Below are 23,267 nucleotides of genomic sequence, written 5' to 3'. Positions count from 1 at the left end.
AGCAGCGCCGTTCATGAGCATATCGTCGTCGGCCGCGATGGTTACGCGAGTCTTAAGGTCCTGCGCCTGATCTGGGCTGGATCGTCTTAAGCCCCACCCGCTTTGTCGATCGCACTGTCGTAACGCGTATCTCGCATCGTCCAATAGACGCAGAGCGAGACGGCGATGCAGCCCGACACATACCAGTAGAAGTATGTCTCGTTCCCCATCTGCTTTAGCCACAGCGCAATCCATTCCGCCGTGCCGCCGAACACCGCAACCGTGATCGCGTACGGCAGGCCGACGCCCAGCGCCCGAACGGATGTCGGAAAAAGCTCGGCCTTAACGACCGCGTTGATGGCCGTGTAACAGGAGACGATAGCGAGCCCCGCCATCACCAGAGCGAACGCCTGTAATGGCTCGTTCACTGTTTGCAGTGTGGTGAGGATCGGTACGGTGCAAAGCGATCCGAGCACGCCGAAGGCGATCAGCACGGGACGACGGCCGACGATATCCGACAGCGCACCGACGATCGGCTGCAGCAGCATGTAGATCAACAGCGCCGACGCGGAGATCATCGTCGCGGTGTCTTTCGAAAAACCGGACGTGTTGACGAGGAATTTCTGCATGTACGTCGTGAAAGTGTAGAACGCCAACGTGCCGCCAAGCGTCAGCCCGACGACGATCGCGACTTCCCGCGGGTGCCTCATCAGCGCCGCTATCGAGCCCTCATGGGACTTCGCGCGCCGGAAGGACTCCGTCTCGACGAGATCGCGGCGCATCACGAACGCGATGACGGCGAGAAACGCTCCGATGGCGAACGGAATTCGCCAGCCCCACGCTTCGAGCTCAGCCGGCGTCAGAACAAACCTTTGCAGCACGATCAGCACCGACATGGCAGCCAGCTGCCCGCCGATCAGCGTCACATACTGAAAGCTCGAATAGAACCCGCGACGCTCGGATGTCGCCATCTCGGAAAGATAGGTGGCGCTCGTGCCGTATTCGCCGCCGAGACTGAGACCCTGAATCATGCGCGAGAGAAGCAGAATGATCGGCGCCGCGACACCGATGGTTGCATAGACCGGCGTCACCGCGATGAGGGCCGAACCGCAGCACATCAGCAGCACCGAAGTCGTCAGAGCCACACGGCGTCCATGCCGGTCGGCCATCCGGCCGAAAAACCAAGCCCCGATCGGACGCATCAGAAAGCCGACAGCGAAGATCGCCGCCGTGTTCAAGAGCTGGGCGGTCTGGTTGCCCTCGGGGAAGAACGCTTTGGCGAAATAGAGCGAAAAGGCCGTGTAAACGTAGAAATCGTACCACTCGACCAGATTGCCCGACGAACCGATCAGAATGGCCTTTATCCGCTGAGGCATGCTCAGCGCCGGCGTGGCCTTTATGTCTTGCACGCGCCTTTTCCCTCCGCATTTTTCGACGAATCTAGCACGCGCCGCGCCGGAGTGCCGCAGTTCTGCTCGTAACGGGGACGCCATGCCCAGCGACATTGACGATTGGTCGATGGCCCCCCTAATTAGCAACCCTGACCGCACCGCGAGCGTGCCGGAGATTTGAGAGCATGACAAAAAAACCGCATCACGCGAAGGTGATAGTCCTGGGCTCTGGCCCCGCCGGATATACGGCTGCGGTTTACGCCGCCCGCGCCATGCTCGCGCCGACCCTCATCCAAGGTTCGCAGCCCGGCGGTCAGCTGACCATCACGACCGACGTCGAGAACTATCCGGGCTTCGCTGATCCGATCCAGGGTCCGTGGCTGATGGAGCAGATGCAGGCGCAGGCCGAGCACGTCGGCACGAACATCGTGATGGATCACATCAACAAGGTCGAACTTCGCACGCGCCCCATCCGTCTCGAAGGCGATAGCGGCGACGCCTATACATGCGACGCGCTCATCATCGCGACGGGCGCTCAGGCGCGTTGGCTCGGGCTGCATTCCGAAGAGCACTTCAAAGGCCACGGCGTATCGGCGTGCGCGACGTGCGACGGCTTTTTCTACAAGGGCAAGGAAGTGGTCGTCGTCGGCGGCGGCAATACGGCCGTCGAAGAAGCGATCTTTCTTACAAACTTCGCGAGCAAGGTGACGCTTGTCCATCGCCGTGATTTCCTGCGTGCAGAAAAAATTCTGCAAGAGCGGCTGTTCAAGAACCCGAAGGTCGATGTCATCTGGGATAGCGTCGTCGAGGAAATCGTCGGCACCCATTCGCCGAAATCGGTGACGGGCATCGTCCTCAAAAATCTCAAGACCGGGATGACGTCGGAACTTCCGACCGACGGCGTTTTCGTCGCCATCGGCCACGCGCCTGCGACCGAGCTCTTCAAAGGGCAGCTCGAGACGACCCCGTCGGGCTATCTGATCACGGCGCCGGACTCGACCGCGACGTCAATTCCCGGCGTGTTCGCCGCAGGCGACGTCAAGGACGAGGTCTTCCGCCAGGCCGTGACTGCCGCCGGCATGGGTTGCATGGCCGCACTCGAAGCGGAACGCTATCTGGCCCAGGTCGAGGACCAGGCCGACGCCGCCGAATAGGATCCGGGCGCCATTTGAAACGCTGAATAGCGCGACAAGACGGCACTCGGCCAACACGTCCTGTTGCTATTCCGCCATGCACGGGTTGCATTGCGTCCAGTGCATAGCTAAATGCTATGGCCCATCAACTGCATTCGCAGGCTTCCACAATGGATTGGGATAAGCTTCGCATCTTCCATGCGGCCGCTGAGGCTGGCAGTTTCACCCATGCGGGCGAACAGCTCCACATGAGCCAATCGGCCGTCAGCCGGCAGATTTCGGCCCTCGAAGCAAACCTTCGCGTCACCCTGTTTCACCGCCATGCGCGCGGTCTCGTGCTCACCGAGCAGGGCGAGCTTCTGAACCGGACGGTCGCAGAGGTCTTTGCAAAGCTCCAGACGGCCGAGACACTACTGTCCGATTCCACGACGAAGCCGGCCGGCGACCTCAGGATTACGGCGCCGATCGGCTTTGGCACGATGTGGTTGACGCCGCGCCTTCGCGAGTTTGGCGAACTCTATCCCGATATCCGCGTCGAACTGATCCTCAACGACGATCAGGTCGATATCGGCATGCGTGCCGCCGACGCGGCCATCTGGACCCGCGAACCTGAGCAGGCCGACCTCATCCGCCGGCCCCTGTTCGAAAGCCGTGTCCGCGCCTTCGCATCCGCACAATACATCCGGAAATACGGCGCGCCCAAAAGCCTCGCCGACCTCGATCAGCACCGCATCATCGGCTACACGGGGCCATCAGCCCAGCATCTCGACGCCATGTCTTGGATCGAGACGGCGGGCCGCAACGGCTCGGGCACGCGCGACGCGGCCCTCCGGGTCAACAGCGTCGTAGCGATCAAATATGCAATCCGCGCCGGTATCGGCGTCGGGATGATCCCGGATTACCTGACCGAGGAGCTAACCGACCTCGTGCCCGTGCTGACGGATATCGAGCAGCCCTCGCTGAATATGGTCTTCGCCTACCCGGAAGAGCTCAAATCCTCGAAAAAAGTCCAGCTGCTGCGTGACTTCCTGATCTCGAAGATCTCGAAAAATAGAAACACTTGACGTTAATCGCGATGGTCTAAATCGCGATCCGGCTGGCGCTACGGAGCCCTTCTCGGCTTATCGCACCTGCGACGAGCACTGATTTGCGGAAACCGGCGCCAGACGCTATCTAACCGGCTCATCATCATCCGCCGTTCTCCAAAGGCTCAACGAAGTCATGGCAAAAACGCTGTACGATAAAATCTTCGACGATCACGTAGTTGAACAGTCGCCGGACGGAACGAGCCTCCTCTATATCGACCGCCACCTTGTCCACGAAGTCACGAGCCCGCAGGCCTTCGAGGGCCTCCGCATGGCCGGCCGCAAGGTTCGCGCTCCGGAAAAGACGCTCGCCGTCGTCGATCACAACGTCCCGACCACCGACCGCTCCAAAGGCATCGCCGATGAGCAAAGCCGCGTCCAGGTCGAGACCTTGGCGGCAAACGCCCGCGACTTCGGGATCCAGTACTTCAACGAACTCGACAAGCGCCAGGGCATCGTTCACGTCGTCGGTCCGGAGCAGGGCTTCACCCTTCCCGGCACCACGATCGTCTGCGGCGACAGCCACACCTCGACGCATGGCGCGTTCGGCGCATTGGCCCACGGCATCGGCACGTCCGAGGTTGAGCACGTGCTCGCCACCCAGACGCTGATCCAGAAAAAAGCCAAGAATATGCGCGTGACGGTCGACGGCGTCGCCCCGCACGGCGTCGGCGCCAAGGACATCACCTTGGCGATCATCGGCGAGATCGGCACCGCAGGCGGCACCGGCTCAGTCATCGAGTACGCGGGCGAAGCCATTCGCGCGCTGTCGATGGAAGGCCGGATGACGGTCTGCAACATGTCGATCGAAGGCGGCGCCCGCGCCGGCATGATCGCGCCCGACGAGAAAACCTTCGCTTTCCTCAAGGATCGGCCCAAGGCGCCCAAAGGCGCAGCTTGGGACATGGCGATGAAATACTGGGAAACGCTGCGTACGGATGAAGGCGCGCACTTCGATCGCGAAGTTCGCCTCGACGCCGCGAAGCTGCCGCCGATCGTTTCCTGGGGCACGAGCCCTGAGGACGTGACGTCGGTTGCGTCCTCTGTTCCCAATCCCGCCGACGTGCACGACGAGAACAAGCGCAACTCGATGCAGCGCGCGCTCGAATACATGGGCCTGACGCCCGGCACGAAGATCACCGATATCGCGCTCGACGTCGTGTGGATCGGAAGCTGCACGAACGGCCGCATCGAAGACCTGCGCGCTGTTGCCAAGGTTGTCGACGGCAAGAAAATCTCTTCGCGCCTCGCCTACGCGATGATCGTTCCGGGATCGGGCCTCGTTAAAGAGCAGGCGGAAGCCGAAGGCCTCGACAAGATCTTCAAGGATGCCGGATTCGAATGGCGCGAACCGGGCTGCTCGATGTGCCTCGGCATGAACCCGGATCAGCTGAAGCCGGGCCAGCGTTGCGCCTCGACGTCGAACCGTAACTTCGAAGGCCGCCAGGGCTACAAGGGCCGCACGCACCTCGTCTCGCCGATCATGGCGGCAGCTGCAGCGCTCGAAGGCCACTTCGTCGACGTGAGAAACTGGCAGTAAAAAAATTGGCAGGCCAAACGGCCTGCCATCATTTGCGTCGATCCAATAGATCGAACGCCGATTACCCCGTAACTGCCACCTTATCGTCGTCGTCCCGAACGGCCGAAGCGGCAAGCGCGGGTTGAATAGCAACCCGCATGCTGGCGACCTCTTCCGGCGTAATCTTGAAGAAGCGGTTCTGCAGCTTCTGGCGCTTCTCGGCCAGTTTCAAGCTCCCGCCCAACAGCGTGATCTTGAAATCGCCCGGCGGATAAAAAGCGGGTTCGCCGATCGGCTGGAAGCCCAGCATATATTTATAGAACTTCACCCAGTCGGGCCGCGTCGCGATCAGCAGCATCGAAACCTCAGCTGCCTGCGCCGCTGTCAGCGCCGCGCGCACGAGAAAAGCGTAGAGCGTCGTCCGGTATGACGTGTTGTTGATGCCCGGCTCGATGGAAAGGCGCGAGACTTCGACGAGCGCGCCATCAACTTTGCTTTTGATCTCTTTCAGCGCGGGATAATAGGGACCGCATGGCAACGACGAAACCGTCTGCCACGGATGATTGAAGCAAAGTCTTACGCTGCCGACGAGACGGCCGTGATCGTAGGCGCCGAGCAGCACCGTGGTCGGAAGCGCATCGAACCTGTCGGTATATTTCCCGTTGTCGCTCGAGACGTCGTAGCCGATCGCCTGATAGGCCCGCAGCCGAAGCGCCGTCGCATCGCTGACGTCGCTTTCCTTCGACAACACCTTGAGCTCGAAACTTTGCGTGTCGCCATGCCAAGATCCCTCATCGGGCGGCAGAGTGTCTTGCCGGGGGCGAAACGACAGCGGTATCGACATATATGGAATTCTCGAATTGGCGGGCAGTGAGCTATGCGAATAGAAAGTTCGCGGAGAGATAGGAGGCTTTTAGCCGACAACAACGCGGCATTTGTTCTTTTGTTGCATTAAGATTTCCTAGTTACCCTACGGACACAAAAACGTTTTCGATACTGATGCAGAGGTGCCACGTGACCAGGGATTCGGATGCCGTCGTCCGCTCGAAGTTCGGTGCGGCCGCGGCCGACTACGCGACATCCGAGGTGCATGCGAAAGGCGAAAGCCTCGCTCGGATCGTCGAGCTTGCGGCACCGCAAAAAACTTGGGTTGCCCTCGATGTTGCGACGGGCGCCGGGCATACGGCCGCCGTCTTCGCGCCCCATGTCGCGACCGTCATCGCGAGCGACATCACCGATGAGATGCTGAAAGAAGCCGCGAAACTCGCAACGGCGCGAGGGCTCGCGAATATGTCGACGGCGACGGCATCGGCCGGCGCGTTACCGTTCCCGAATGAAAGCTTCGATCTCGTTTGCTGTCGCTTGGCGGCACATCACTTCCCGGATCTCGAAAAGTTCGTCGCCGAAGTTCGCCGCGTTTTGAAAAAGGGCGGACGCTTCGCCCTCGTCGACAACGTCGCGCCCGACCAGGAGCGCCTGCCGGGCGCGACCGACGACGACATCGACGACGCGATCTCCGCCTACAATGCCTTCGAGAAATTGCGCGATCCGAGTCACGGTTTTGCGCCGCCACCCGAATATTGGCTCGATCTCGTGCGCAACGCCGGATTAGCGATTGTGGCTGAGGAACAGATCGAAAAAGAACTCGACTTCGATCCTTGGGTCTCCCGCATGCGCTGTACGCCCGCGGTCATTTCCGAGCTGAAGCGTATTTTGGACTCGGGCCCGGCACACTTGCGATCATTTCTGAAGCCGCGGCTCGACGAGAACGGTGCCTTGCATTTCACGCTGCAAGAACTGCTCCTTGTGGCCGATCGGACAGATCGAACCGAATAGCCTTCCTATTTGGTCCAACCGGACTTATCTCCTGCACTCAACTCCGGGAGTGCGCTCAATGTCGACAGATTGGAATCACGCGACACCGCCAACGCTGGCTGATTTCGAAGCGCTTGCGCAGGCGGCATGGAATTCACTGCCGTCCGAGTTCCGCTCGATGGCCGGCGATGTCGTGATTCGCATCGAGGACTTGGCGTCCGACGATCTCCTCGACGAAATGGACATCGACGATCCGTTCGAGCTGACCGGCCTTTACCACGGCGTGAGCCTTGACCGGCAGGGCGCGACGCCCGAAACCCGCGAGCCCGACATGGTTATTCTCTACCGCCGCGCCATCCTCGACGAATGGGCCTCCGGCGAGGAAGAGCTCGGCCATCTCGTCGCCCATGTGCTGATACACGAGATTGGCCATCATTTCGGCTTTTCCGACGACGACATGGAGCAGATCGAGGAACGGGTCTCAGACTGAGCCCGTGGCCGGAAGTCACACCGGCTTAACTCCCTTTGTGTCACAAGATACCGCAGCTTGAGCCGAGAGAAATTTCGGGCCATGTTGTAGTGGCAGGCCGAGCGGGCAGGCGGGGCTCTTCTGAAAGCATGGACGTATGAGAGTGCGACGATTCATTCACGGATTCGTCTTGGGTGTAACTTCGGTTTTATCGCTGGCGTTGCCGCCGTTCGCCTACGCCCCTGCCGTGTACGCCCAAGACACCACGACGCCCATACGCGATGGCATCCCGACGCCCGAGCAGTACATCTCGACAGTCGGCGGTGACAGCCATCTCGTCGCGCCCGGCGAATTCAAGCTCGACGGCCGTACGCAATACTGCGGCCAGCGGCCGACCGTGATCGACAACAAGCTCGACGATTACGGCGCTGCTTATCCGGGCTTTCTCATCATGAACCCCAAATTGCTCGATCGCGTCTCGACGCCGGTCAAGCAATGGATCTATGCGCACGAATGCGGCCACCAGTTCCGCGGCCCCGATGAGGAAACGGCAGACTGTTTCGCCGTCCAGCGCGGCCGCCGCCAGGGATGGTTGAAGCCTGACGGTCTCGAAGAGATCTGCACCTTCATCACCCCCGCGAAGGGCGACAGCATGCATTTCTCCGGCTCCTATCGCTGCGAGTACATGCGCAAGTGCTACGAGGACCCGAATATCCGCTGAAGCGGGTTGGGTCGAAGCCATCGCTGCCTAATCCCGCCCCGTCACTCTCAGCATCGTCATCCCCGCGTAGGCGGGGATCCGTCCAAGTTTCAAGTGTGCGCCAAACCCTGGGCCTGGACAGATCCCGGCCTTCGCCGGGATGACGTTAGGGGTTGGACCATCTACCTCAATCGAAGAAACTTATCCCCGCGCGTCGCCCGCCCCTTAAAATTGCAGATCCGCCGACCCGAGGATCTGCAATGCGGCTTGCCGAATATACTGAGCGCCTTTCCGAGCTTGCCCGAACCGTTAACCGTTGGTTAGCGCTGGCGGCACGGCTCGACGTCCTTCGGCGCGAGAAGGTCGCACTTTACGCCGAGGAAGTGGCGGCGACCCTCGCCCGGGCGGCCGCGAACCTTGCGACATTGGAAGTTTACCCAAACGACCGCCCAGCGCTACTTTCGGCCACCCGTGAACTCGGGCGCATCGCCGGCTACGTCGAGACGATTGTGGCGACGCTTGAAGATCATCTTGACGGGCGTAAGCGCGCTGGCGTTAAACGACGCCTAGAACATTTGCAGCCCTTCGATCTCGAGGCCGCCATCCGGGAGTTCGGTGCTTTCCGGCACGCCCGGCGTCTCGCCTCGGCCGAAGGCTATTTCCGGGCGCTTGCGGATACGTTGCGCGCCTGACACCCCGAGACTTAAGCGGAGACCTACGTAAGCATGGACAAATTCACGGTTCTGACTGGCGTCGCGGCACCCCTGCCGATCCGCAACGTCGACACCGACATGATCATCCCGAAGCAGTTCCTGAAAACGATCAAGCGCACGGGCCTCGGCAAGTCGCTGTTCTACGAAATGCGCTACGATCCGGAGACCGGTAAGGAAATTCCGGATTTCGTCCTGAACAAGCCGCAGTACCGCGACGCGACGATCCTCGTTGCTGGCGATAACTTCGGCTGCGGTTCGTCGCGCGAACACGCACCCTGGGCATTGCTGGATTTCGGCATCCGCTGCGTGATCGCAACCGACTTCGCCGACATCTTCTACAACAACTGCTTCCAGAACGGCATCCTGCCGATCAAGCTGCCGCAGAGCGACGTCGACAAACTGATGGACGACGCCAACCGCGGCGCCAACGCGAAGATCACCATCGATCTCGAGAAGCAGGAAATCAGCGGTCCCGACGGCGGCGTCATCAAGTTCGAAATCGATCCGTTCCGCAAGCATTGCCTCTTGAACGGACTCGATAACATCGGCCTGACGCTCGAGAAGGGTAAGCAGATCTCGTCATTCGAAACGTCGACCGCCTCAACGCGCCCCTGGCTCTGAACTGAGGAACAACCGAGATGGCCAAAACCATCCACATGATGATCCGCGTACTCGACGAGGCCCGCTCGGTGAGATTCTATGAGGCGTGCTTCGGCCTCAAGGTTGAAGACCGGAAGGAATGGCCTGACTTCACGCTCATCTACATGAAGAACCTCGAGACCGATTTCGAGGTTGAGCTGACCGTCAACAAAGGCCGCACAGAGCCTTACAATCTGGGCGACGGCTACGGCCATCTCGCATTCGTCACCGGTGATCTCGAAGCGGACCACAAGCGGATCGCAGCCGCCGGCTACCAGCCGAAAGACATCAAGACGATGAACTTCGAAGGCAAACCGTTCGGCACGTTCTTCTTCGTCGAAGATCCGGACGGCTACAAGATTGAGGTCCTTCAGCGCGGCGGACGCTTTCAATAACCGGGGTCTCGACGATCATGGCCGATGACGACTTCAAGTTCGACGCGGCCGTGATGGGTCGCCTTGCTGGCGCGCTGTCTTTCCTCGTCGGCGCCGATCATGCGGCAACGAAAGCCCTGAAGGCCGCATCCGAGAGCGGGGCGGAAAAAGACATCAAGGCCGCGCGCACGCAATTCCTGCGGCTGAAGCCCGGTGACCGCCGCGCCGCTTTGACGATGCTGAACGATTAGCGGCCACCAAAGCGCATGGCCCTCACCTTCGAGCATGCGCTGCTACCCCTCGTCTTCGCGATTGTGGCCGCGCTCTACGCATCCGTAGGACAGGCAGGCGGCACCGGTTACATCGCAATCATGGGCCTCGCAGGCTACGGCCCAGAGGTCATCAAACCCACCGCCCTCGCGCTGAACGTCATCGTCGCTGCCATCGGCTGCGTGAGATTTGCCCGCGCACGACTGCTGACGTGGCGAAGCTTCTATCCCTTCGCCATCCTCGGCGCGCCGTTCTCGGTTCTCGGCGGCATCAGCGACTTGCCGCATCGCCTCTATCAGCCCGTCGTCGGAGCGTTATTGATCGCCGCAAGCGCTTTGATGCTTCGTTCGGCTGCACGCGCCGCCGAGATCGATCAGACCGCCTCAGCCACGCCGCCATTCGGGCCGTCGCTCCTAGTCGGAGCGATTGTCGGATACGTCTCGGGCATGACGGGAGTCGGCGGCGGCATATTTCTTAGCCCCCTTGTGCTCGCTTTCGGCTGGATCGGCACGCGACAGGCGGCCGGCGTTTCCGCTGTCTTCAATCTCTTGAACTCCGCCGCAGCGCTCGCCGCGATTTGGACGGTGATCCCCGCAATGCCCGAACAGCTGCCCTGGTGGATGATCGCGGTCGGAATAGGTGGACTGCTCGGCTCCAGCCTCGGCATCCAATTCCTGCAGCCGAAGACATTGCGCTACATTCTCGCCGGCCTTCTGCTGGCGGCGGGCGTTCGAATGGTCTTCGTGTAACGAGAGTTCTAGAATTGCGAGCCCCGTGTCGCGACGAGCGCACCCGAGAGCGCATCGGCAAAAGTGCGCCGCTCATCATCCGTCAGGAATTGTCCGAACAGGATGTCCTTGCCTTGCGCCACGAGGTGCAGCGACGTCCGTCCGTCAGGCCGGTCGACAATACAGCGAACGCGCGCCCAATAGGGATTGAAATCGAACTCCTCGCGCTTCCCCGATGGATACACCCGCGTCAGCTTCAGAAGCTCCGGCGATAGCGTCACCGTCTCGTAAAGGCGGCCCGCACGGTAGTTGAGCTTGAACGCCCAATAGATCAACGCCACGTCGAGCCCGAAAAATCCGAAGACCGGCCACGCCCCCATGAGGAAGAAGACCATGCCGACGATGAAACTGACGAGACTGATCAGCACCATCATGATCACGAAACCGCTTGGCGGCAGCGACCGGTGCGGATGAAGCACGAACTGCGCCTCTTTCGAGGATTGATTTTCGGATCGATTATCGATCATTTCGCAACACTGCCCGTCGTACGTCTCTCGCGTGATTTTCCCAAGGGCGCTGCGCATCAACGAAACGGAGTTCTGATGGCCAAAGCGTCCTCTGACATAAGATCAGCAAGCATCCGAAGTTCCGTTTCAAAAGGCAAGCCTAGAAAGTCGGCAGCTAAAGGGGGAGGCACCAAGAAAAGCGCCAAGCCAAGCCTCTTGAGCGAAGCGAAAATTCGCGAGGTTTTCCGGCGTTTTCACGCCGCAAACCCCGAACCCAAGGGCGAGCTTGAGCATATTAATCCGTATACGCTCTTGGTTGCAGTGGTCCTTTCGGCACAGGCGACCGATGCAGGCGTCAACAAAGCGACGCGCGCGCTGTTCAAAGCCGCCGACACGCCGGAGAAGATGCTGGCATTGGGCGAGGAGAAGGTCCGCGACTACATAAAGACCATCGGCCTCTATCGGGCCAAGGCAAAGAACGTCATCGGGCTCTCGCAACGGCTCGTCGATGATTTCGGGGGAGAGGTTCCGGCCGACAGCGGCATCTTGGAATCGTTACCCGGCGTCGGCCGCAAGACCGCGAACGTCGTGATGAACATCGCGTTTCAACACCCGACGATCGCCGTCGACACGCACGTCTTTCGCGTCGCCAATCGCATCGGCTTGTCGCACGGAACGACGCCGCTCGCCGTCGAAGAAGATTTGCTGCGCGTCGTCCCGCCCGAATATCTGATGCACGCGCACCATTGGCTAATCCTGCACGGCCGCTACGTCTGCAAGGCCCGCAAACCCGAATGCTGGCGCTGCATCGTCAACGACCTCTGCCTCTTCCCGGACAAGACGCCTGCGCCTACGGCTAAATAAGACCATCTCTTCTTGCGGCCTGTAGGGAGGAAAGCGCCTCAGCAAAGAGCGCGTCGTTCGGCGCTATGCGTATCGCATTGCGATACTCGCTCTCCGCGTCGTCAAGTCTGCCGAGACTCGTATAGCAGTTCGCGAGATTATAGTGCGCGTAGCCGTGCTCCCAATTGTCATGAGCACTTAGGATGCGTAGCCAGCAATCAGCGGCGAGCATAAGATCTCCCCGCTTTTGCGCATCGAAAGCCTCGCGTTCTAGGGTTCTGATAGGATCAATCATTCAGATTTCATGTATCCAGCCGCATCGCGAGGCCGGCCTTGGCCATGTAGTCTTTCGCCTCGGGGATCGAATACGTGCCGAAGTGGAAGATCGACGCGGCGAGCACTGCGCTGGCGTGACCCTTCTCGACGCCATCGACCAGATGCTGCAGCGTGCCGACGCCACCCGAAGCGATGACGGGGATCGTAACGGCATCCGCAATCGCGCGCGTCAGCGCCACGTCGAAACCGGCCTTCGTGCCGTCGCGATCCATTGACGTGAGCAGAATTTCGCCCGCCCCGAGTTCGGCGACCTCGCGCGCATAGGCGACAGCGTCCAGCCCCGTCGCCTTACGGCCGCCGTGCGTGAAGATCTCCCAGCGCGGCGTCTCGCCCTCGGCAGAAACCTTCTTCGCGTCGATCGCCACGACAATGCACTGCGCGCCGAACTTCTCGCTCGCTTCCTTGACGAAGGCGCGATTGTCGACGGCTGCCGTATTGATCGAGACCTTGTCCGCACCCGCTTCGAGCAGTTTGCGAATATCCTCGACCGTGCGAACGCCGCCGCCGACCGTCAGCGGCATGAAGCACCGGTTGGCGGTGCGTTCGACGACATCGAAAATCGTATCCCGGTTCTCGTGGCTTGCCGTGATGTCGAGAAAACAGAGTTCATCCGCGCCCGCGGCATCGTAAGCCGCCGCCGCCTCGACCGGATCTCCGGCATCGATGAGGTCGACGAAATTAACCCCTTTGACGACGCGGCCGTCCTTGACGTCGAGGCATGGAATGATCCGGATTTTCAGCATATTGGCAAAGTTTTCTTTCTGCTGTCAGCGCCGCCAAGTATCACGGAGCGTGAGACGGCGTCGAGAATTTTAACCGAACCGCCTGGAACTTTGGATTGATCTGGCAGTTAAGCTGTCACGTGCGGTTGCGCGCTAGCTTTCAAGGAACTGAAATTAATGGTCGACGAATTTGCCCCTAAGAACCTTCGCGCCCGTCTCGACGCGGTGCAGGATCGCATTGCCCAGGCCAGGACCCAGCTCGAGGCCCACGGCTTCATCGGCGACCAGGGCGACGCGCTGACCAACTTTATCGATCAGCACGACGCAATCCGGGGTTCTCTGGACACCGAGGGCACCGTAACCGAGCTCCAGCACAGCAAGGCGTCCGCTCAGACCGATGCGCTCGAAAAGGCGTTGACCGAGTGGCTCGGAACCGTCGAGACCCGCTTCGCCAGTGCAAAGCGCCGTGAGCCCAACATTTCGATGTGAAAACTTAAACGCTCTAACCTCTACACAACTGACCTCTATTCGCCGCGCTCCCTGAGTGCGGCGAATTTTATGTCGGGGAATTTCTCGCTCTTGTACTTCAGCATCCAGGGGCTCTCGGCGAGGTAGATCAGTGCCCCGTCGCGATCTGTCGCGATCTCGCCGCGATGCGCATCGACGAACTTCTGAAGCTTCGCCGGGTCGTCGGCCGAAATCCAGCGCGCCAACTCGTAAGGCGATTGCTCGAGCGTCACCGGCACGCCGTATTCGACTGCGACCCGCGACTGCAGCACCTCGAATTGCAGCTGTCCGACAACGCCGAGAATCTGGCGACCGCCGGCAATCGGCGTGAACACCTGCACGATGCCTTCTTCCGCCAAATCGTCGAGCGCGCGATTGAGCTGTTTCGCCTTCATCGCATCCTGAATGACGACGCGGCGCAAAAGCTCCGGCGCAAAATTCGGAATGCCGGTGAATTTCAGGCTTTCCTTCTCCGTCAGTGTATCGCCGACACGTAGCGTTCCGTGGTTCGGCACGCCGATGATATCGCCGGCCCATGCTTCGTCGGCCGTTTCCCGCCCCTGTCCGAAGAAGAACGTCGGCGACGATATCGTCATCGCCTTGTTTTCGCGCACGTGAATGAGCTTCATGCCGCGCTTGAAGCGTCCTGAACAAAGACGCACGAACGCCATGCGATCCCGATGGTTCGGATCCATGTTCGCCTGCACCTTGAAGACGAAGCCCGTCACCTGCTCTTCGCCGGGCTCGACGGTTCGCTGTGTCGCGGCCCTCGGCAACGGACCGGGCGCCCATTGCCCGAGCGCGTCGAGCAGCTGCTCGACGCCGAAATTCTTCAGCGCACTGCCGAAGAAGACGGGCGACAGATGCCCCTCGCGGAATGCCTCGAGATCGAACTGGGGAAGCGCGCCCTGCGCGAGTTCAACGCCTTCGATGGTCCGGTCCACGATCCGCTCGTCGATACCCTCGATCCGCCGCAAGCCCTCGAATGTGTCGAGCGGCTGCGAACGCCCATAGGACGCACCGCGGTCGTCGCTTTCCGGCAGCAATATCTTGTTGCCCACGAGATCGAGAACGCCGCGGAAATCGGAACCCATGCCGACCGGCCAACCCATCGGCACGAGATCGAGCGCCAGGTCGGACGCGATCTGATCGAGCAGCGTCAGCGGATCTTCGGCTTCACGGTCGATCTTGTTGATGAACGTGATGATCGGAATGTCGCGCAGACGGCAAACTTCGAACAGCTTCCGTGTCTGGCTTTCGATGCCCTTCGCCGCGTCCATGACCATGACGGCCGCGTCGACGGCCGAAAGCGTCCGGTACGTGTCTTCGCTGAAGTCGGAGTGGCCCGGCGTATCGAGTAGATTGAAGACGATGCCGTTCCGCTCGAACGTCATGACCGATGACGTGACGGAGATGCCGCGCTGCTGCTCGATCTGCATCCAGTCGGAGCGCGTACGCCGCCGCTCGCCGCGCGCCTTGACGGCGCCCGCCATCTGGATCGCTCCCCCGAACAGAAGAAGCTTTTCCGTCAGCGTCGTCTTGCCGGCGTCAGGATGCGAAATGATCGCGAACGTGCGCCGGCGCGAGATCTCGGGCGGCAGCTCCGCTTGGGCGAGCGAGGATTGGGGCATCACGTTCAAAAGGATCAGGCCTCGACGAGCGAAACGTGGCTCGGTTCGAGCCAGATCTGGTGATATTCGGCGGGCTTTCCGAAAACTTCGCCTACGTGCAGCTCGACCAGGCCGTCGTCGAATTTGACGATCGGGAAGGTCTTGCCGATGCAGCCGCGGAAAAGCGTTGTCAGCTGCTTGTTGTCCTTCGGCAGGTCAGCAGGCGCTCTGATAACGCGGACTTTGTCACCTATCTTCATGCCGTCTCCAGAAGTTCGAGCGCCTCTTTGGGATCGATCCGCCCATCATATAGTGCACGGCCAGTGATCGCGCCTTCGAGCATGCGGTATTCGGGCTTTATGAGCTCGCGGACGTCGGCGATCGAGGCGAGTCCGCCGGACGCGATGACCGGAATGCGCGTCGCGTTGGCCAAGGCCGCCGTCGCCGGCAAATTGAGGCCCTTCAGGACCCCGTCGCGCTCGATGTCCGTATAGATGATCGCGGCGACACCCGCATCCTCGAATCTTTTGGCCAGATCGGCGGCCGTGAGTTCCGACGTCTCCGCCCAGCCTTCGACGGCGACCTTGCCGCCCTTCGCATCGATGCCGACGGCAACCCGCCCAGGAAAGCGCTTCGCAGCCTCACGAACGAGCGCCGGATCGCGCACCGCGATAGTGCCGAGGATGACCCGGCGAATGCCCTTCTCGAGCCAAGCCTCGATCGTCGCCAGATCGCGGATACCCCCGCCGAGCTGCGCCGGGATCGAAATCGCCTTCAAAATTGCTTCGACCGCCGCGCCGTTCACGGGCTTGCCCGCGAACGCGCCGTTGAGGTCCACGATATGCAAATATTTGAAGCCCTGGCGCTCGAAGCTGGCCGCCTGCGCCGCCGGATCGTCGTTGAACACGGTCGCGGCGTCCATCTCGCCGAGCTTCAGCCGGACGCACTGGCCGTCCTTGAGGTCAATTGCAGGAAAAAGGATCAACGGGTCTCGCTTGCCTCCGCGACGCCGAATGAAGCGCGCGCGGCCATCAGATTGCTATCTTGGGTTTCTATTTTTCCCGTGCGATCAATCGCGGATCGCACGCTACGTCAAGCGCGCATTGCGGCCGGCTCCCCGGAGGGGAGTCGCAATGCGCAAACCAGAAGAGTCCGATGGCCATTGCGTTCCTTAACGAGCCACCGCCAAGCGTCGCACGCCGTCCCCTGACCGATGACGACGCCGTAGATATCTGGATTGCGCGCTGGCTCAAGATCCGCCCCGTGGACCTCCAGCGGCGCTACGCCTGCGATCCGCGCCGGCTCTACGAAATCTGGGAAGAGACACGCTTTCCCGGCAGCCGCAAGCGGGCGCTCGAGGAGTTTCAGAGCCGCTTCCCGGGTCTAGAACCGCGCTTTGACCCGGGGCCGCATCGGCGAATCCCTCTCGCGCCGCATCCCGATCAGCTCAGCCTCTTTCCGTAAGTTCTGAGGAGACGCGCCGTGCAGAACGAGAATGCCTCGGCACGCGGGTGCCGCGCGTAACCGCCAAGACATGGTTGAGAATTACCGAAATCACGCGATTTCCTGGTTAAATTCGCGCCTTGCATAAGCAATGCCGTTAAGTACTTCGCAAGAACATTTTTGGAACAAACGCTGGACAAAGCCTGTGAGTCGTGGCATGTTCTGTCTATGTTCACTGGCGCCCTAAAAGAGGCGCCTCCCCGGGTCAGAGTAGCGTGTTAGACCCTCCCCACAACACTAGGAGAGCCCCCATGCGCACCTACCTCATCTCGTACGATCTCGCCCAACCGAACCGCAACCAGCACGTCCTTGCGCAGGTCATCATGGGCCTCGGCGATAAGTGGGCACGGCCGCTCTCCAACACCTGGTACGTGACGTCGGACCGCGAAGAGTTCGAGCTTGAGACCGAGCTCAAAGAACTTCTCGCCGAAGAGGACGGTCTGGTGATCCAGGCGACGAAGCGCGAGGCGGTGATGACGAACACGTCGCTCCGCTGGTTCCGCCAGCGCCGTCCGGGTCTCGACCTTGCTCCCGATGGCAACGTCATCGCGTTCCCGCTGCCGGCAGTCGCCGCCGCCGAGCCGATGGAGCCAGAGCTGCCGTTCGCCAGAGCTGGTTGAAAGGCCGGCTGATCTCGAACAAACGAATTCCGGTCTTTGGGCGGGGCGGACTTTCTCCCCCCTCGCCGTTCCCAACGGGTCCGTCCCGTCCAAAGCCCCGGTGTTAGACCCGACTGGAAAGGAAGCTTGGTCCCCCTGGGCTCCCTTTTTGAATAACCCCAGAGTTCCTAGGTTAAGTCAGTTCCTAGCCAAGTCAGTCGGCTAGTTTGTACCCAAGTTGCGTTCCTGCGTTCCCGCTTTCCCAGCCCCCCGCACCGGAATGCTCCCCATGAAAACGTTCCTTCTCCATCACACCCCCAAGTCCGCCAACCAGGACACCTGGACGGTGACGTTCTCGCTCCCCTACATCGCGACCGAATACGCCCCCGCCGGTAATGGCGTCTGGTACGTGCGGACGTGGCTCGGAGCCGATCAGATCAAGCGCCGCCTCGCGATCCTCTTCGATCACCCGGACGAACTCGGCGTGCACGAACTCGGCCGCGCCGACCGGGCTTCGACGGCACGGCTGAATTGGCTGCAAGGCCGCCTCGAAGAGGATGAACCCGACGGATCATCGTGGCACATGCCCCGCGGCGTCTGGTCGACGCTCAATTCCGCCGTCGAAATGCTGACGGGCGCAGCCGCATCAGCCAAGGACGCAGTTACGGCTTCCAGCCGAGAAAGTTCGCAATCAGCTTGAGGCCGAGCTTCTGGCTCTTCTCGGGGTGGAACTGCGTGCCCGCGATATTGCCATCCGCAACGAGCGCCGTAATCGGCCCGCCGTAGTCCGTCTCGGCGACGACGACGCGGCGCTCCTTGGGCACCATCGCGAATGAGTGCACGAAATACGCGTGCCAGCCATCGGAGCCCGTCGGAATGCCGTCAAGCAGCGCATGCGGGCTGACGACATTGAGCGTGTTCCAGCCCATGTGAGGGATTTTGAGCGCCGGATCCTTGGGCTCGATCGCCCGAACTTCGCCCTTGATCCATCCGAGCCCAGGCGTTTCGACGAACTCGAGGCCGCGCTCGCTCAAGAGCTGCATGCCGACGCAAATGCCGAGAAACGGCCGGCCCTTCTGCCGAACGGCTTCCTCGAGCGCCGCGATCAACCCCGGAACGCGCTCGAGACCGTGTTTGCAGTCGCCATAGGCGCCGACACCCGGCAGCACAATACGATCGGCTGCGAGCACGTCCTCCGGCCGCGGACTGACGACGATTTTGGATGGAGTGGAGCTATCGCGAGCAGCGCTCTCGAATGCTTTGGCGGCCGAATGGAGATTTCCCGACCCGTAATCGATAATGACGACGTTCTGCATCAGTGCTGCGGCCTCAAGCCCTCGCCCCGAACGGCCAGAAGCGCGAACCGCCCGCCGACGTGGGATTGCCTGGCGCTTTCGGCGTATCGCTCTGAATGACCGGCTGATCGGGCAGCCAGCTCTCGAAGAAGCGCCGTTCGCATTCTGCGATCGAGCGGCCGTTGACGACACCCAGCATGCGCCAGCCTTTTTGATCGAGCATCCAGCGCCGCAACGTGGAAATCTCGAAGCCGAGATAGATATTGAACATGAGGATGATCAGCCCGATCCAGTCGGGGTCGACTTTGGCCTTGGTGAGCACGTAGCTGAGAAGACCCGTTCCGGCGAGGTAGGCGATTGCCATCAGCCACAGGCCGTGGGCAAGAAAGCCGAACGGCGGAAAAATGGCCGTCAGCCAGGAAAATCCGTCCTTCACGAATGCGAGTTCGACAGCACGGTCGACCCGGTCGGAATCGGAAACGGGGGGTTCGTGCACGGTGTAGGTCGCCACGGAACTCAAAACTCCTTGGTCCATCGAACTCAGGCTAGCGGGAGCCAATGCTACGAAAGGCTTCGCCGGAACTCAGCCTTGCAGCATGCCCTTTGTCGACGGGATACGGCCCGCCTGCCGCGGATCGAGAGCAATAGCGGCCCTCAGCGCCCGCGCCAAACCCTTATAGCAGGTCTCGGCAATATGGTGATTGTTCTCGCCGTAAAGGTTTTCGACGTGCAGCGTGATGCCGGCGTTCTGCGCAAAGGCCTGGAACCACTCGCGGAATAGCTCCGTGTCCATCTCGCCGACCTTGTGCCGCGAGAACTCCGCCTTCCAGATCAGAAAGGGCCGCCCCGAGACATCGAGCGCAACGCGCGTCAGGGTTTCGTCCATCGGCAGATGCACGTCGGCATAACGCACGATCCCGGCTTTATCGCCAAGCGCCTTCGCAATCGCCTGCCCGATGACGATGCCGGTGTCTTCGGCCGTGTGGTGGAAGTCGATATGCAGGTCGCCCTTGGCCCTGAGCGTGATGTCGATCAGCGAATGCCGGGCGAGTTGCTCCAGCATATGATCGAGAAACCCGATCCCCGTCGAAATATCGTATGCGCCCGTCCCATCGAGATCGACGGTCGCGGAGATCTCCGTCTCCTTGGTCTTGCGCGTGATCGAGGCTTGCCGCTGCTTCACGTGAATCTCTCCGACGCCCGTCATATCCTTAACCCATTCTACTCGGTCGGCCGGCTCTCCGGATGAGAGCATCGGGGCCGACAGAAACTCTTCCGGTTGCCCGACACATGCGAGAGCGTTTATCAGCTTGTGGCCCGCCCGGCCAAGGTCGCCGCAACGGCCCCGTGGCCGCAGGCACCCGGCTTCACTTGCATCCTGCCTGCAAAAGCTTAACTGACGCGGTACAAATGACCCACCAGAGCCCAAATGCTGGCGATTCGTCGTGGCACGCCACCACAATACTTACCGTTCGCAAGGGCGGCCGTGTTGTAGTTGCCGGTGACGGCCAGGTTAGCCTCGGCCAGACGATCATCAAGGCCAATGCCAAGAAGGTCCGTCGCCTCGGGAAGGGCGACGTGATCGGCGGGTTCGCCGGCGCGACGGCGGACGCCTTCACATTATTCGAGCGGCTGGAAGCCAAGCTCGAGATGTACCCCGGCCAGCTGACCCGCGCCGCCGTCGAGCTTGCGAAGGACTGGCGCACCGACCGTTTCCTGCGCCGCCTCGAAGCCATGATGATCGTTGCCGATGCGTCGACGACCCTCGTCCTGACCGGCACCGGGGACGTTCTCGAGCCCGAAAACGCCATCGCCGGCATCGGCTCCGGCGGCAATTATGCGCTCGCGGCCGCCCGCGCGCTGATTGACCAGCCTCTCGACGCCGAAGCCATCGCCCGCAAGGCGATGTCCATTGCCGCCGACATTTGCGTCTATACGAACAAGAACATCGTCGTCGAAGCCCTCGATACGGCGAGCTAACGACAGGCACGGAAAATCTAGGCCCGCTACCGAGCGAAAAACCAACAGCCGGATGACTGACAGATGCCGAGCGCATTATCACCAGAAGACCTGAAGGCTGCGGTCGAAGCCGGCGTCATCGATGCGGCGCAAGCCGAGAAGCTGAAAGCCATGCGCCGCGGTTCCGCAGTTTTGGGTCCGGATGGAGAACCGGCCATCGCCGATGAAGAGCGCTTTCGCTTCCTCAACGGCTTCAACGACGTTTTCCTGACGATCGGTGTGCTGCTCGTCGCCGGCGCGTTCCTCATCGCCAGCTCGACGGCCAGCACGTTTGGCATGAGCTGGTTCGGCACCCTCGCGCTCGCTGCAGCCACGTTCTGGATCTTGAGCGAAATTCTCGTCGGTCGCCTCCGCGCCGTGCTGCCCGGAATGGTTCTCTCGGTGCTGTTCGTCGCCTTCGCTGCTGCGGCCGTCGTCGTTCAAATGCACTGGACGAGCTTCAGCTCGTCGAACTGGAGCGTCGATTCCGAATTCGCATTCTGGCGAAACCCCTCGCTCAGGTTCGGAATGCCCGCCCTTATCGCCGCGATCATCTACTACATACGCTTCCGCCTGCCCTTCGCGCTCGCCTTGATCGCCTTCTTTGGCTACGCCGTCGTCAGCAAGGGCCTCTACCAGTTTGCGGAGATCGGCCCGTCCTTCGTCGCGTTGGGCTATGGCCTTGCCGTCCTCGTGGTCGCACTTGCATACGATGCCCGCGACCCGAAGCGTCAGACGCGCCTTTCCGATTGTGCTTTCTGGCTGCAGCTCGTGGCGGCGCCGCTGATCGTCTCGCCGGTCATCCTTCTAATCAAAGGCACCACGATCGGCGCGGCGACCTCCGCCGCCATCCTGGCGACGGTGTTCTTCCTCGCCCTGTTCGCGCTCGCCATCGACCGGCGCGCACTGCTCGTTTCCTCGCTCGTCTATTTCACGGTCGCCGTCTACGATTTGTTGAACGGCAGCATTCCTTTGCCGGGCGGCGACGGAGGCTCGGGCTCGTTTGTGCTGACGCTCGGCGTCGTCGGCGCATTTGTGCTGTTTCTGGGCGTCTTTTGGCACCCCATCAGAAACCGCGTGCTGCCAGGCCTGCAGAAAACTATCCTAGCTCCCTACCTTCCTGAATCGAGACAATGACGAATTTTTCACCGCGCGAAATCGTATCTGAACTCGACCGCTATATCGTCGGACAAGCCGACGCCAAGCGTGCCGTCGCTATAGCCCTTCGTAACCGCTGGCGCCGTCAGCAGTTGACCGGCGAGCTTCGCGAAGAAGTTCTGCCGAAGAACATTTTGATGATCGGCCCGACTGGCGTCGGCAAGACCGAAATTTCGCGCCGCTTGGCGAAGCTTGCCGGCGCCCCGTTCCTGAAGGTCGAGGCGACGAAGTTCACCGAGGTCGGTTACGTCGGCCGCGACGTCGACAGTATCGTTCGCGATTTGGTCGAGGTCGGCATCGCTCTCGTCAAGGAAGCGAAGCGCCATGGCGTGCGCGCGAAGGCCGAGAAGGCCGCGGAAGAGCGCGTACTCGATGCGCTCGTCGGCTCCGGCGCATCACCCGCGACGCGCGACAGCTTCCGCAAGCGCCTCCGCAATAACGAGTTGAACGACAAGGAGATCGATATCCTCGTCGCCGATACGTCCTCGCCCATTCCCTCTTTCGACATGCCGGGCGGCACGATGGCGACGATCAACATCGGCGAGATGCTTGGCAAGGCGCTCGGACAGCGAACGAAGCCCCGGCGCGTCACTGTCAAGGATAGCTTCGATATCCTGATCGCAGAAGAAAGCGACAAGCTGATCGACAGCGATCAGATTACCGGCGAAGCGATCGCTGCGGTCGAGAACAACGGCATCGTCTTCCTCGACGAGATCGACAAGATTTCATCCCGCGGCGACGGCACACGCGGTGGTGCCGACGTCTCGCGCGAAGGCGTGCAGCGCGATCTCCTGCCGTTGATCGAAGGCACGACCGTCGCGACCAAGCACGGCCCCGTGAAGACAGATCATATCCTCTTCATCGCCTCGGGCGCGTTCCACGTCTCGAAGCCTTCCGACCTCTTGCCGGAATTGCAGGGCCGTCTCCCGATCCGCGTCGAGCTGAACGCTTTGACGCGCGAAGACATGAAACGCATCCTGACGGAACCGCAGGTCAGCCTCATCAGGCAGTCCGTGGCCCTGATGCAGACCGAAGGCGTCACGCTCGAATTCAAGCCGGACGCGATCGACGCCATTGCCGACGCGGCCGTCGAGGTGAACTCAACCGTTGAAAACATCGGCGCGCGGCGGCTGCAGACGGTACTCGAGCGTGTCCTTGACGACGTCTCGTTCGAAGCCTCCGATCGTGGCGTGCAAACCGTTATTATCGACGGCCCCTACGTGTCGGAACGCGTCGGAACGCTTTCGAAGAATGCCGATCTGAGCCGCTTCATTTTGTGATTAAAATTCCCTCTCCCCATGCTCTTTCTCGCATGGGGAGAGGGTTAGGGTGAGGGGCGGCCTCCGAAACCGTTGCCTGTTGCGGCCCCTCACCC

At 61.2% G+C, this 23,267-nt stretch carries 30 protein-coding genes; 19 read left to right on the top strand and 11 right to left on the bottom strand.

Translation table 11 applies throughout. The features are described 5' to 3' along the window. Nucleotides 1-86: 86 nt before the first annotated feature. On the bottom strand, nt 87-1,355 hold the full coding sequence (locus tag K2Q04_RS13065; protein ID WP_291164399.1) for an MFS transporter: 1,269 nt from the start codon (nt 1,353-1,355) through the stop codon (nt 87-89). A gap of 200 nt (nt 1,356-1,555) precedes the next feature. Between K2Q04_RS13065 and trxB the strand changes: the two genes are divergently transcribed. The 3 genes from trxB to leuC all read left to right on the top strand — a co-directional run bounded on the left by trxB (nt 1,556) and on the right by leuC (nt 5,128). Further along, entirely contained in the window at nt 1,556-2,524 is a 969-nt protein-coding gene (gene trxB / locus K2Q04_RS13060; RefSeq protein WP_291164396.1) for a thioredoxin-disulfide reductase, read from the top strand. 149 nt (nt 2,525-2,673) lie between these two features. Beyond that, nucleotides 2,674-3,567, top strand: a complete 894-nt coding sequence (locus K2Q04_RS13055; RefSeq protein WP_291164393.1) for a LysR family transcriptional regulator — start codon at nt 2,674-2,676, stop codon at nt 3,565-3,567. A 157-nt stretch (nt 3,568-3,724) separates the two neighbouring features. Further along, on the top strand, nt 3,725-5,128 hold the full coding sequence (leuC, locus tag K2Q04_RS13050) for a 3-isopropylmalate dehydratase large subunit (protein WP_291164390.1): 1,404 nt from the start codon (nt 3,725-3,727) through the stop codon (nt 5,126-5,128). Nucleotides 5,129-5,189: 61 nt separating this feature from the next. On the opposite strand, the gene K2Q04_RS13045 is transcribed toward leuC, so the two are convergent. Further along, on the bottom strand, nt 5,190-5,951 hold the full coding sequence (locus K2Q04_RS13045) for an acyl-homoserine-lactone synthase (protein WP_291164387.1): 762 nt from the start codon (nt 5,949-5,951) through the stop codon (nt 5,190-5,192). A gap of 170 nt (nt 5,952-6,121) precedes the next feature. Between K2Q04_RS13045 and K2Q04_RS13040 the strand changes: the two genes are divergently transcribed. From K2Q04_RS13040 to K2Q04_RS13005, 8 genes are all read left to right on the top strand, one after another. After that, entirely contained in the window at nt 6,122-6,943 is an 822-nt protein-coding gene (locus tag K2Q04_RS13040; RefSeq protein ID WP_291164384.1) for a class I SAM-dependent methyltransferase, read from the top strand. 58 nt (nt 6,944-7,001) lie between these two features. Further along, nucleotides 7,002-7,412, top strand: coding sequence for a metallopeptidase family protein (locus K2Q04_RS13035; RefSeq protein ID WP_291164381.1), 411 nt, complete (start codon nt 7,002-7,004; stop codon nt 7,410-7,412). A gap of 169 nt (nt 7,413-7,581) precedes the next feature. Next, the gene (locus K2Q04_RS13030; RefSeq protein ID WP_291164378.1) at nt 7,582-8,112 is read left to right on the top strand and encodes a hypothetical protein; all 531 of its coding nucleotides are present in this window, start codon (nt 7,582-7,584) and stop codon (nt 8,110-8,112) included. 239 nt (nt 8,113-8,351) lie between these two features. Then, entirely contained in the window at nt 8,352-8,783 is a 432-nt protein-coding gene (locus tag K2Q04_RS13025) for a hypothetical protein (protein ID WP_291164376.1), read from the top strand. Between the two features lie 33 nt (nt 8,784-8,816). Next, the gene (leuD, locus tag K2Q04_RS13020; protein WP_291164373.1) at nt 8,817-9,425 is read left to right on the top strand and encodes a 3-isopropylmalate dehydratase small subunit; all 609 of its coding nucleotides are present in this window, start codon (nt 8,817-8,819) and stop codon (nt 9,423-9,425) included. Nucleotides 9,426-9,442: 17 nt separating this feature from the next. Then, entirely contained in the window at nt 9,443-9,838 is a 396-nt protein-coding gene (locus tag K2Q04_RS13015; protein ID WP_291164370.1) for a VOC family protein, read from the top strand. Nucleotides 9,839-9,855: 17 nt separating this feature from the next. After that, a complete protein-coding gene (locus K2Q04_RS13010) occupies nt 9,856-10,068 on the top strand; it encodes a hypothetical protein (RefSeq protein WP_291164367.1) in 213 nt (70 codons plus the stop codon). 15 nt (nt 10,069-10,083) lie between these two features. Beyond that, on the top strand, nt 10,084-10,836 hold the full coding sequence (locus K2Q04_RS13005; protein WP_291164364.1) for a sulfite exporter TauE/SafE family protein: 753 nt from the start codon (nt 10,084-10,086) through the stop codon (nt 10,834-10,836). Between the two features lie 8 nt (nt 10,837-10,844). Here the strand turns inward: K2Q04_RS13005 and K2Q04_RS13000 are convergent, their stop codons facing one another. Continuing rightward, entirely contained in the window at nt 10,845-11,342 is a 498-nt protein-coding gene (locus K2Q04_RS13000; RefSeq protein WP_291164361.1) for a DUF2244 domain-containing protein, read from the bottom strand. Nucleotides 11,343-11,417: 75 nt separating this feature from the next. On the opposite strand from K2Q04_RS13000, the gene nth reads away from it, so the two are divergent. After that, entirely contained in the window at nt 11,418-12,185 is a 768-nt protein-coding gene (nth, locus tag K2Q04_RS12995) for an endonuclease III (protein ID WP_291164358.1), read from the top strand. On the opposite strand, the gene K2Q04_RS22230 is transcribed toward nth, so the two are convergent. Continuing rightward, a complete protein-coding gene (locus K2Q04_RS22230) occupies nt 12,178-12,459 on the bottom strand; it encodes a tetratricopeptide repeat protein (protein ID WP_366935754.1) in 282 nt (93 codons plus the stop codon). The two genes, nth and K2Q04_RS22230, sit on opposite strands and share 8 nt — an antisense overlap. Nucleotides 12,460-12,466: 7 nt before the next feature. Then, on the bottom strand, nt 12,467-13,243 hold the full coding sequence (gene hisF / locus K2Q04_RS12990) for an imidazole glycerol phosphate synthase subunit HisF (protein ID WP_291164355.1): 777 nt from the start codon (nt 13,241-13,243) through the stop codon (nt 12,467-12,469). A 156-nt stretch (nt 13,244-13,399) separates the two neighbouring features. On the opposite strand from hisF, the gene K2Q04_RS12985 reads away from it, so the two are divergent. Next, the gene (locus K2Q04_RS12985) at nt 13,400-13,711 is read left to right on the top strand and encodes a hypothetical protein (protein ID WP_291164351.1); all 312 of its coding nucleotides are present in this window, start codon (nt 13,400-13,402) and stop codon (nt 13,709-13,711) included. A gap of 35 nt (nt 13,712-13,746) precedes the next feature. On the opposite strand, the gene K2Q04_RS12980 is transcribed toward K2Q04_RS12985, so the two are convergent. From K2Q04_RS12980 to hisA, 3 genes are read right to left on the bottom strand one after another with little or no spacing between them, the layout of a single operon-like run. Continuing rightward, the gene (locus K2Q04_RS12980) at nt 13,747-15,360 is read right to left on the bottom strand and encodes a peptide chain release factor 3 (protein WP_291164536.1); all 1,614 of its coding nucleotides are present in this window, start codon (nt 15,358-15,360) and stop codon (nt 13,747-13,749) included. Nucleotides 15,361-15,374: 14 nt separating this feature from the next. Then, a complete protein-coding gene (locus tag K2Q04_RS12975; protein WP_291164348.1) occupies nt 15,375-15,599 on the bottom strand; it encodes a hypothetical protein in 225 nt (74 codons plus the stop codon). Then, on the bottom strand, nt 15,596-16,324 hold the full coding sequence (gene hisA, locus K2Q04_RS12970) for a 1-(5-phosphoribosyl)-5-[(5-phosphoribosylamino)methylideneamino]imidazole-4-carboxamide isomerase (RefSeq protein ID WP_291164344.1): 729 nt from the start codon (nt 16,322-16,324) through the stop codon (nt 15,596-15,598). The genes K2Q04_RS12975 and hisA overlap by 4 nt, the downstream gene beginning before the upstream one ends. A gap of 170 nt (nt 16,325-16,494) precedes the next feature. Here hisA and K2Q04_RS12965 point away from each other — a divergent pair, with 170 nt between their 5' ends. The 3 genes from K2Q04_RS12965 to K2Q04_RS12955 all read left to right on the top strand — a co-directional run bounded on the left by K2Q04_RS12965 (nt 16,495) and on the right by K2Q04_RS12955 (nt 18,141). Continuing rightward, complete coding sequence (locus K2Q04_RS12965; RefSeq protein ID WP_291164341.1) at nt 16,495-16,803, top strand: hypothetical protein; 309 nt, start codon at nt 16,495-16,497, stop codon at nt 16,801-16,803. A 290-nt stretch (nt 16,804-17,093) separates the two neighbouring features. Then, nucleotides 17,094-17,462, top strand: coding sequence for a hypothetical protein (locus K2Q04_RS12960; protein ID WP_092868830.1), 369 nt, complete (start codon nt 17,094-17,096; stop codon nt 17,460-17,462). A gap of 268 nt (nt 17,463-17,730) precedes the next feature. Beyond that, nucleotides 17,731-18,141, top strand: coding sequence for a hypothetical protein (locus K2Q04_RS12955; RefSeq protein ID WP_291164336.1), 411 nt, complete (start codon nt 17,731-17,733; stop codon nt 18,139-18,141). Here K2Q04_RS12955 and hisH read toward each other — a convergent pair. The 3 genes from hisH to hisB form a co-directional block, all read right to left on the bottom strand. After that, a complete protein-coding gene (hisH, locus tag K2Q04_RS12950) occupies nt 18,104-18,757 on the bottom strand; it encodes an imidazole glycerol phosphate synthase subunit HisH (protein ID WP_291164333.1) in 654 nt (217 codons plus the stop codon). The two genes, K2Q04_RS12955 and hisH, sit on opposite strands and share 38 nt — an antisense overlap. A gap of 13 nt (nt 18,758-18,770) precedes the next feature. Beyond that, on the bottom strand, nt 18,771-19,247 hold the full coding sequence (locus tag K2Q04_RS12945) for a DUF2628 domain-containing protein (RefSeq protein WP_291164330.1): 477 nt from the start codon (nt 19,245-19,247) through the stop codon (nt 18,771-18,773). 72 nt (nt 19,248-19,319) lie between these two features. Continuing rightward, nucleotides 19,320-19,943, bottom strand: coding sequence for an imidazoleglycerol-phosphate dehydratase HisB (gene hisB, locus K2Q04_RS12940; protein WP_092868827.1), 624 nt, complete (start codon nt 19,941-19,943; stop codon nt 19,320-19,322). A 203-nt stretch (nt 19,944-20,146) separates the two neighbouring features. Between hisB and hslV the strand changes: the two genes are divergently transcribed. The 3 genes from hslV to hslU all read left to right on the top strand — a co-directional run bounded on the left by hslV (nt 20,147) and on the right by hslU (nt 23,172). Further along, complete coding sequence (gene hslV / locus K2Q04_RS12935; protein WP_291164326.1) at nt 20,147-20,716, top strand: ATP-dependent protease subunit HslV; 570 nt, start codon at nt 20,147-20,149, stop codon at nt 20,714-20,716. 63 nt (nt 20,717-20,779) lie between these two features. Then, the gene (locus tag K2Q04_RS12930; protein ID WP_291164323.1) at nt 20,780-21,871 is read left to right on the top strand and encodes a hypothetical protein; all 1,092 of its coding nucleotides are present in this window, start codon (nt 20,780-20,782) and stop codon (nt 21,869-21,871) included. After that, nucleotides 21,868-23,172, top strand: coding sequence for an ATP-dependent protease ATPase subunit HslU (gene hslU / locus K2Q04_RS12925; RefSeq protein WP_291164322.1), 1,305 nt, complete (start codon nt 21,868-21,870; stop codon nt 23,170-23,172). Before K2Q04_RS12930 ends, hslU begins: the two co-directional genes overlap by 4 nt. Nucleotides 23,173-23,267: the final 95 nt, after the last annotated feature.

It is taken from the genome of Hyphomicrobium sp. (genome assembly GCF_019753045.1).
GTDB lineage: Bacteria > Pseudomonadota > Alphaproteobacteria > Rhizobiales > Hyphomicrobiaceae > Hyphomicrobium_B.
The sequence above is the reverse complement of the archived record's forward strand: the minus strand, read 5'-3'. Positions and strand labels throughout refer to the sequence as shown.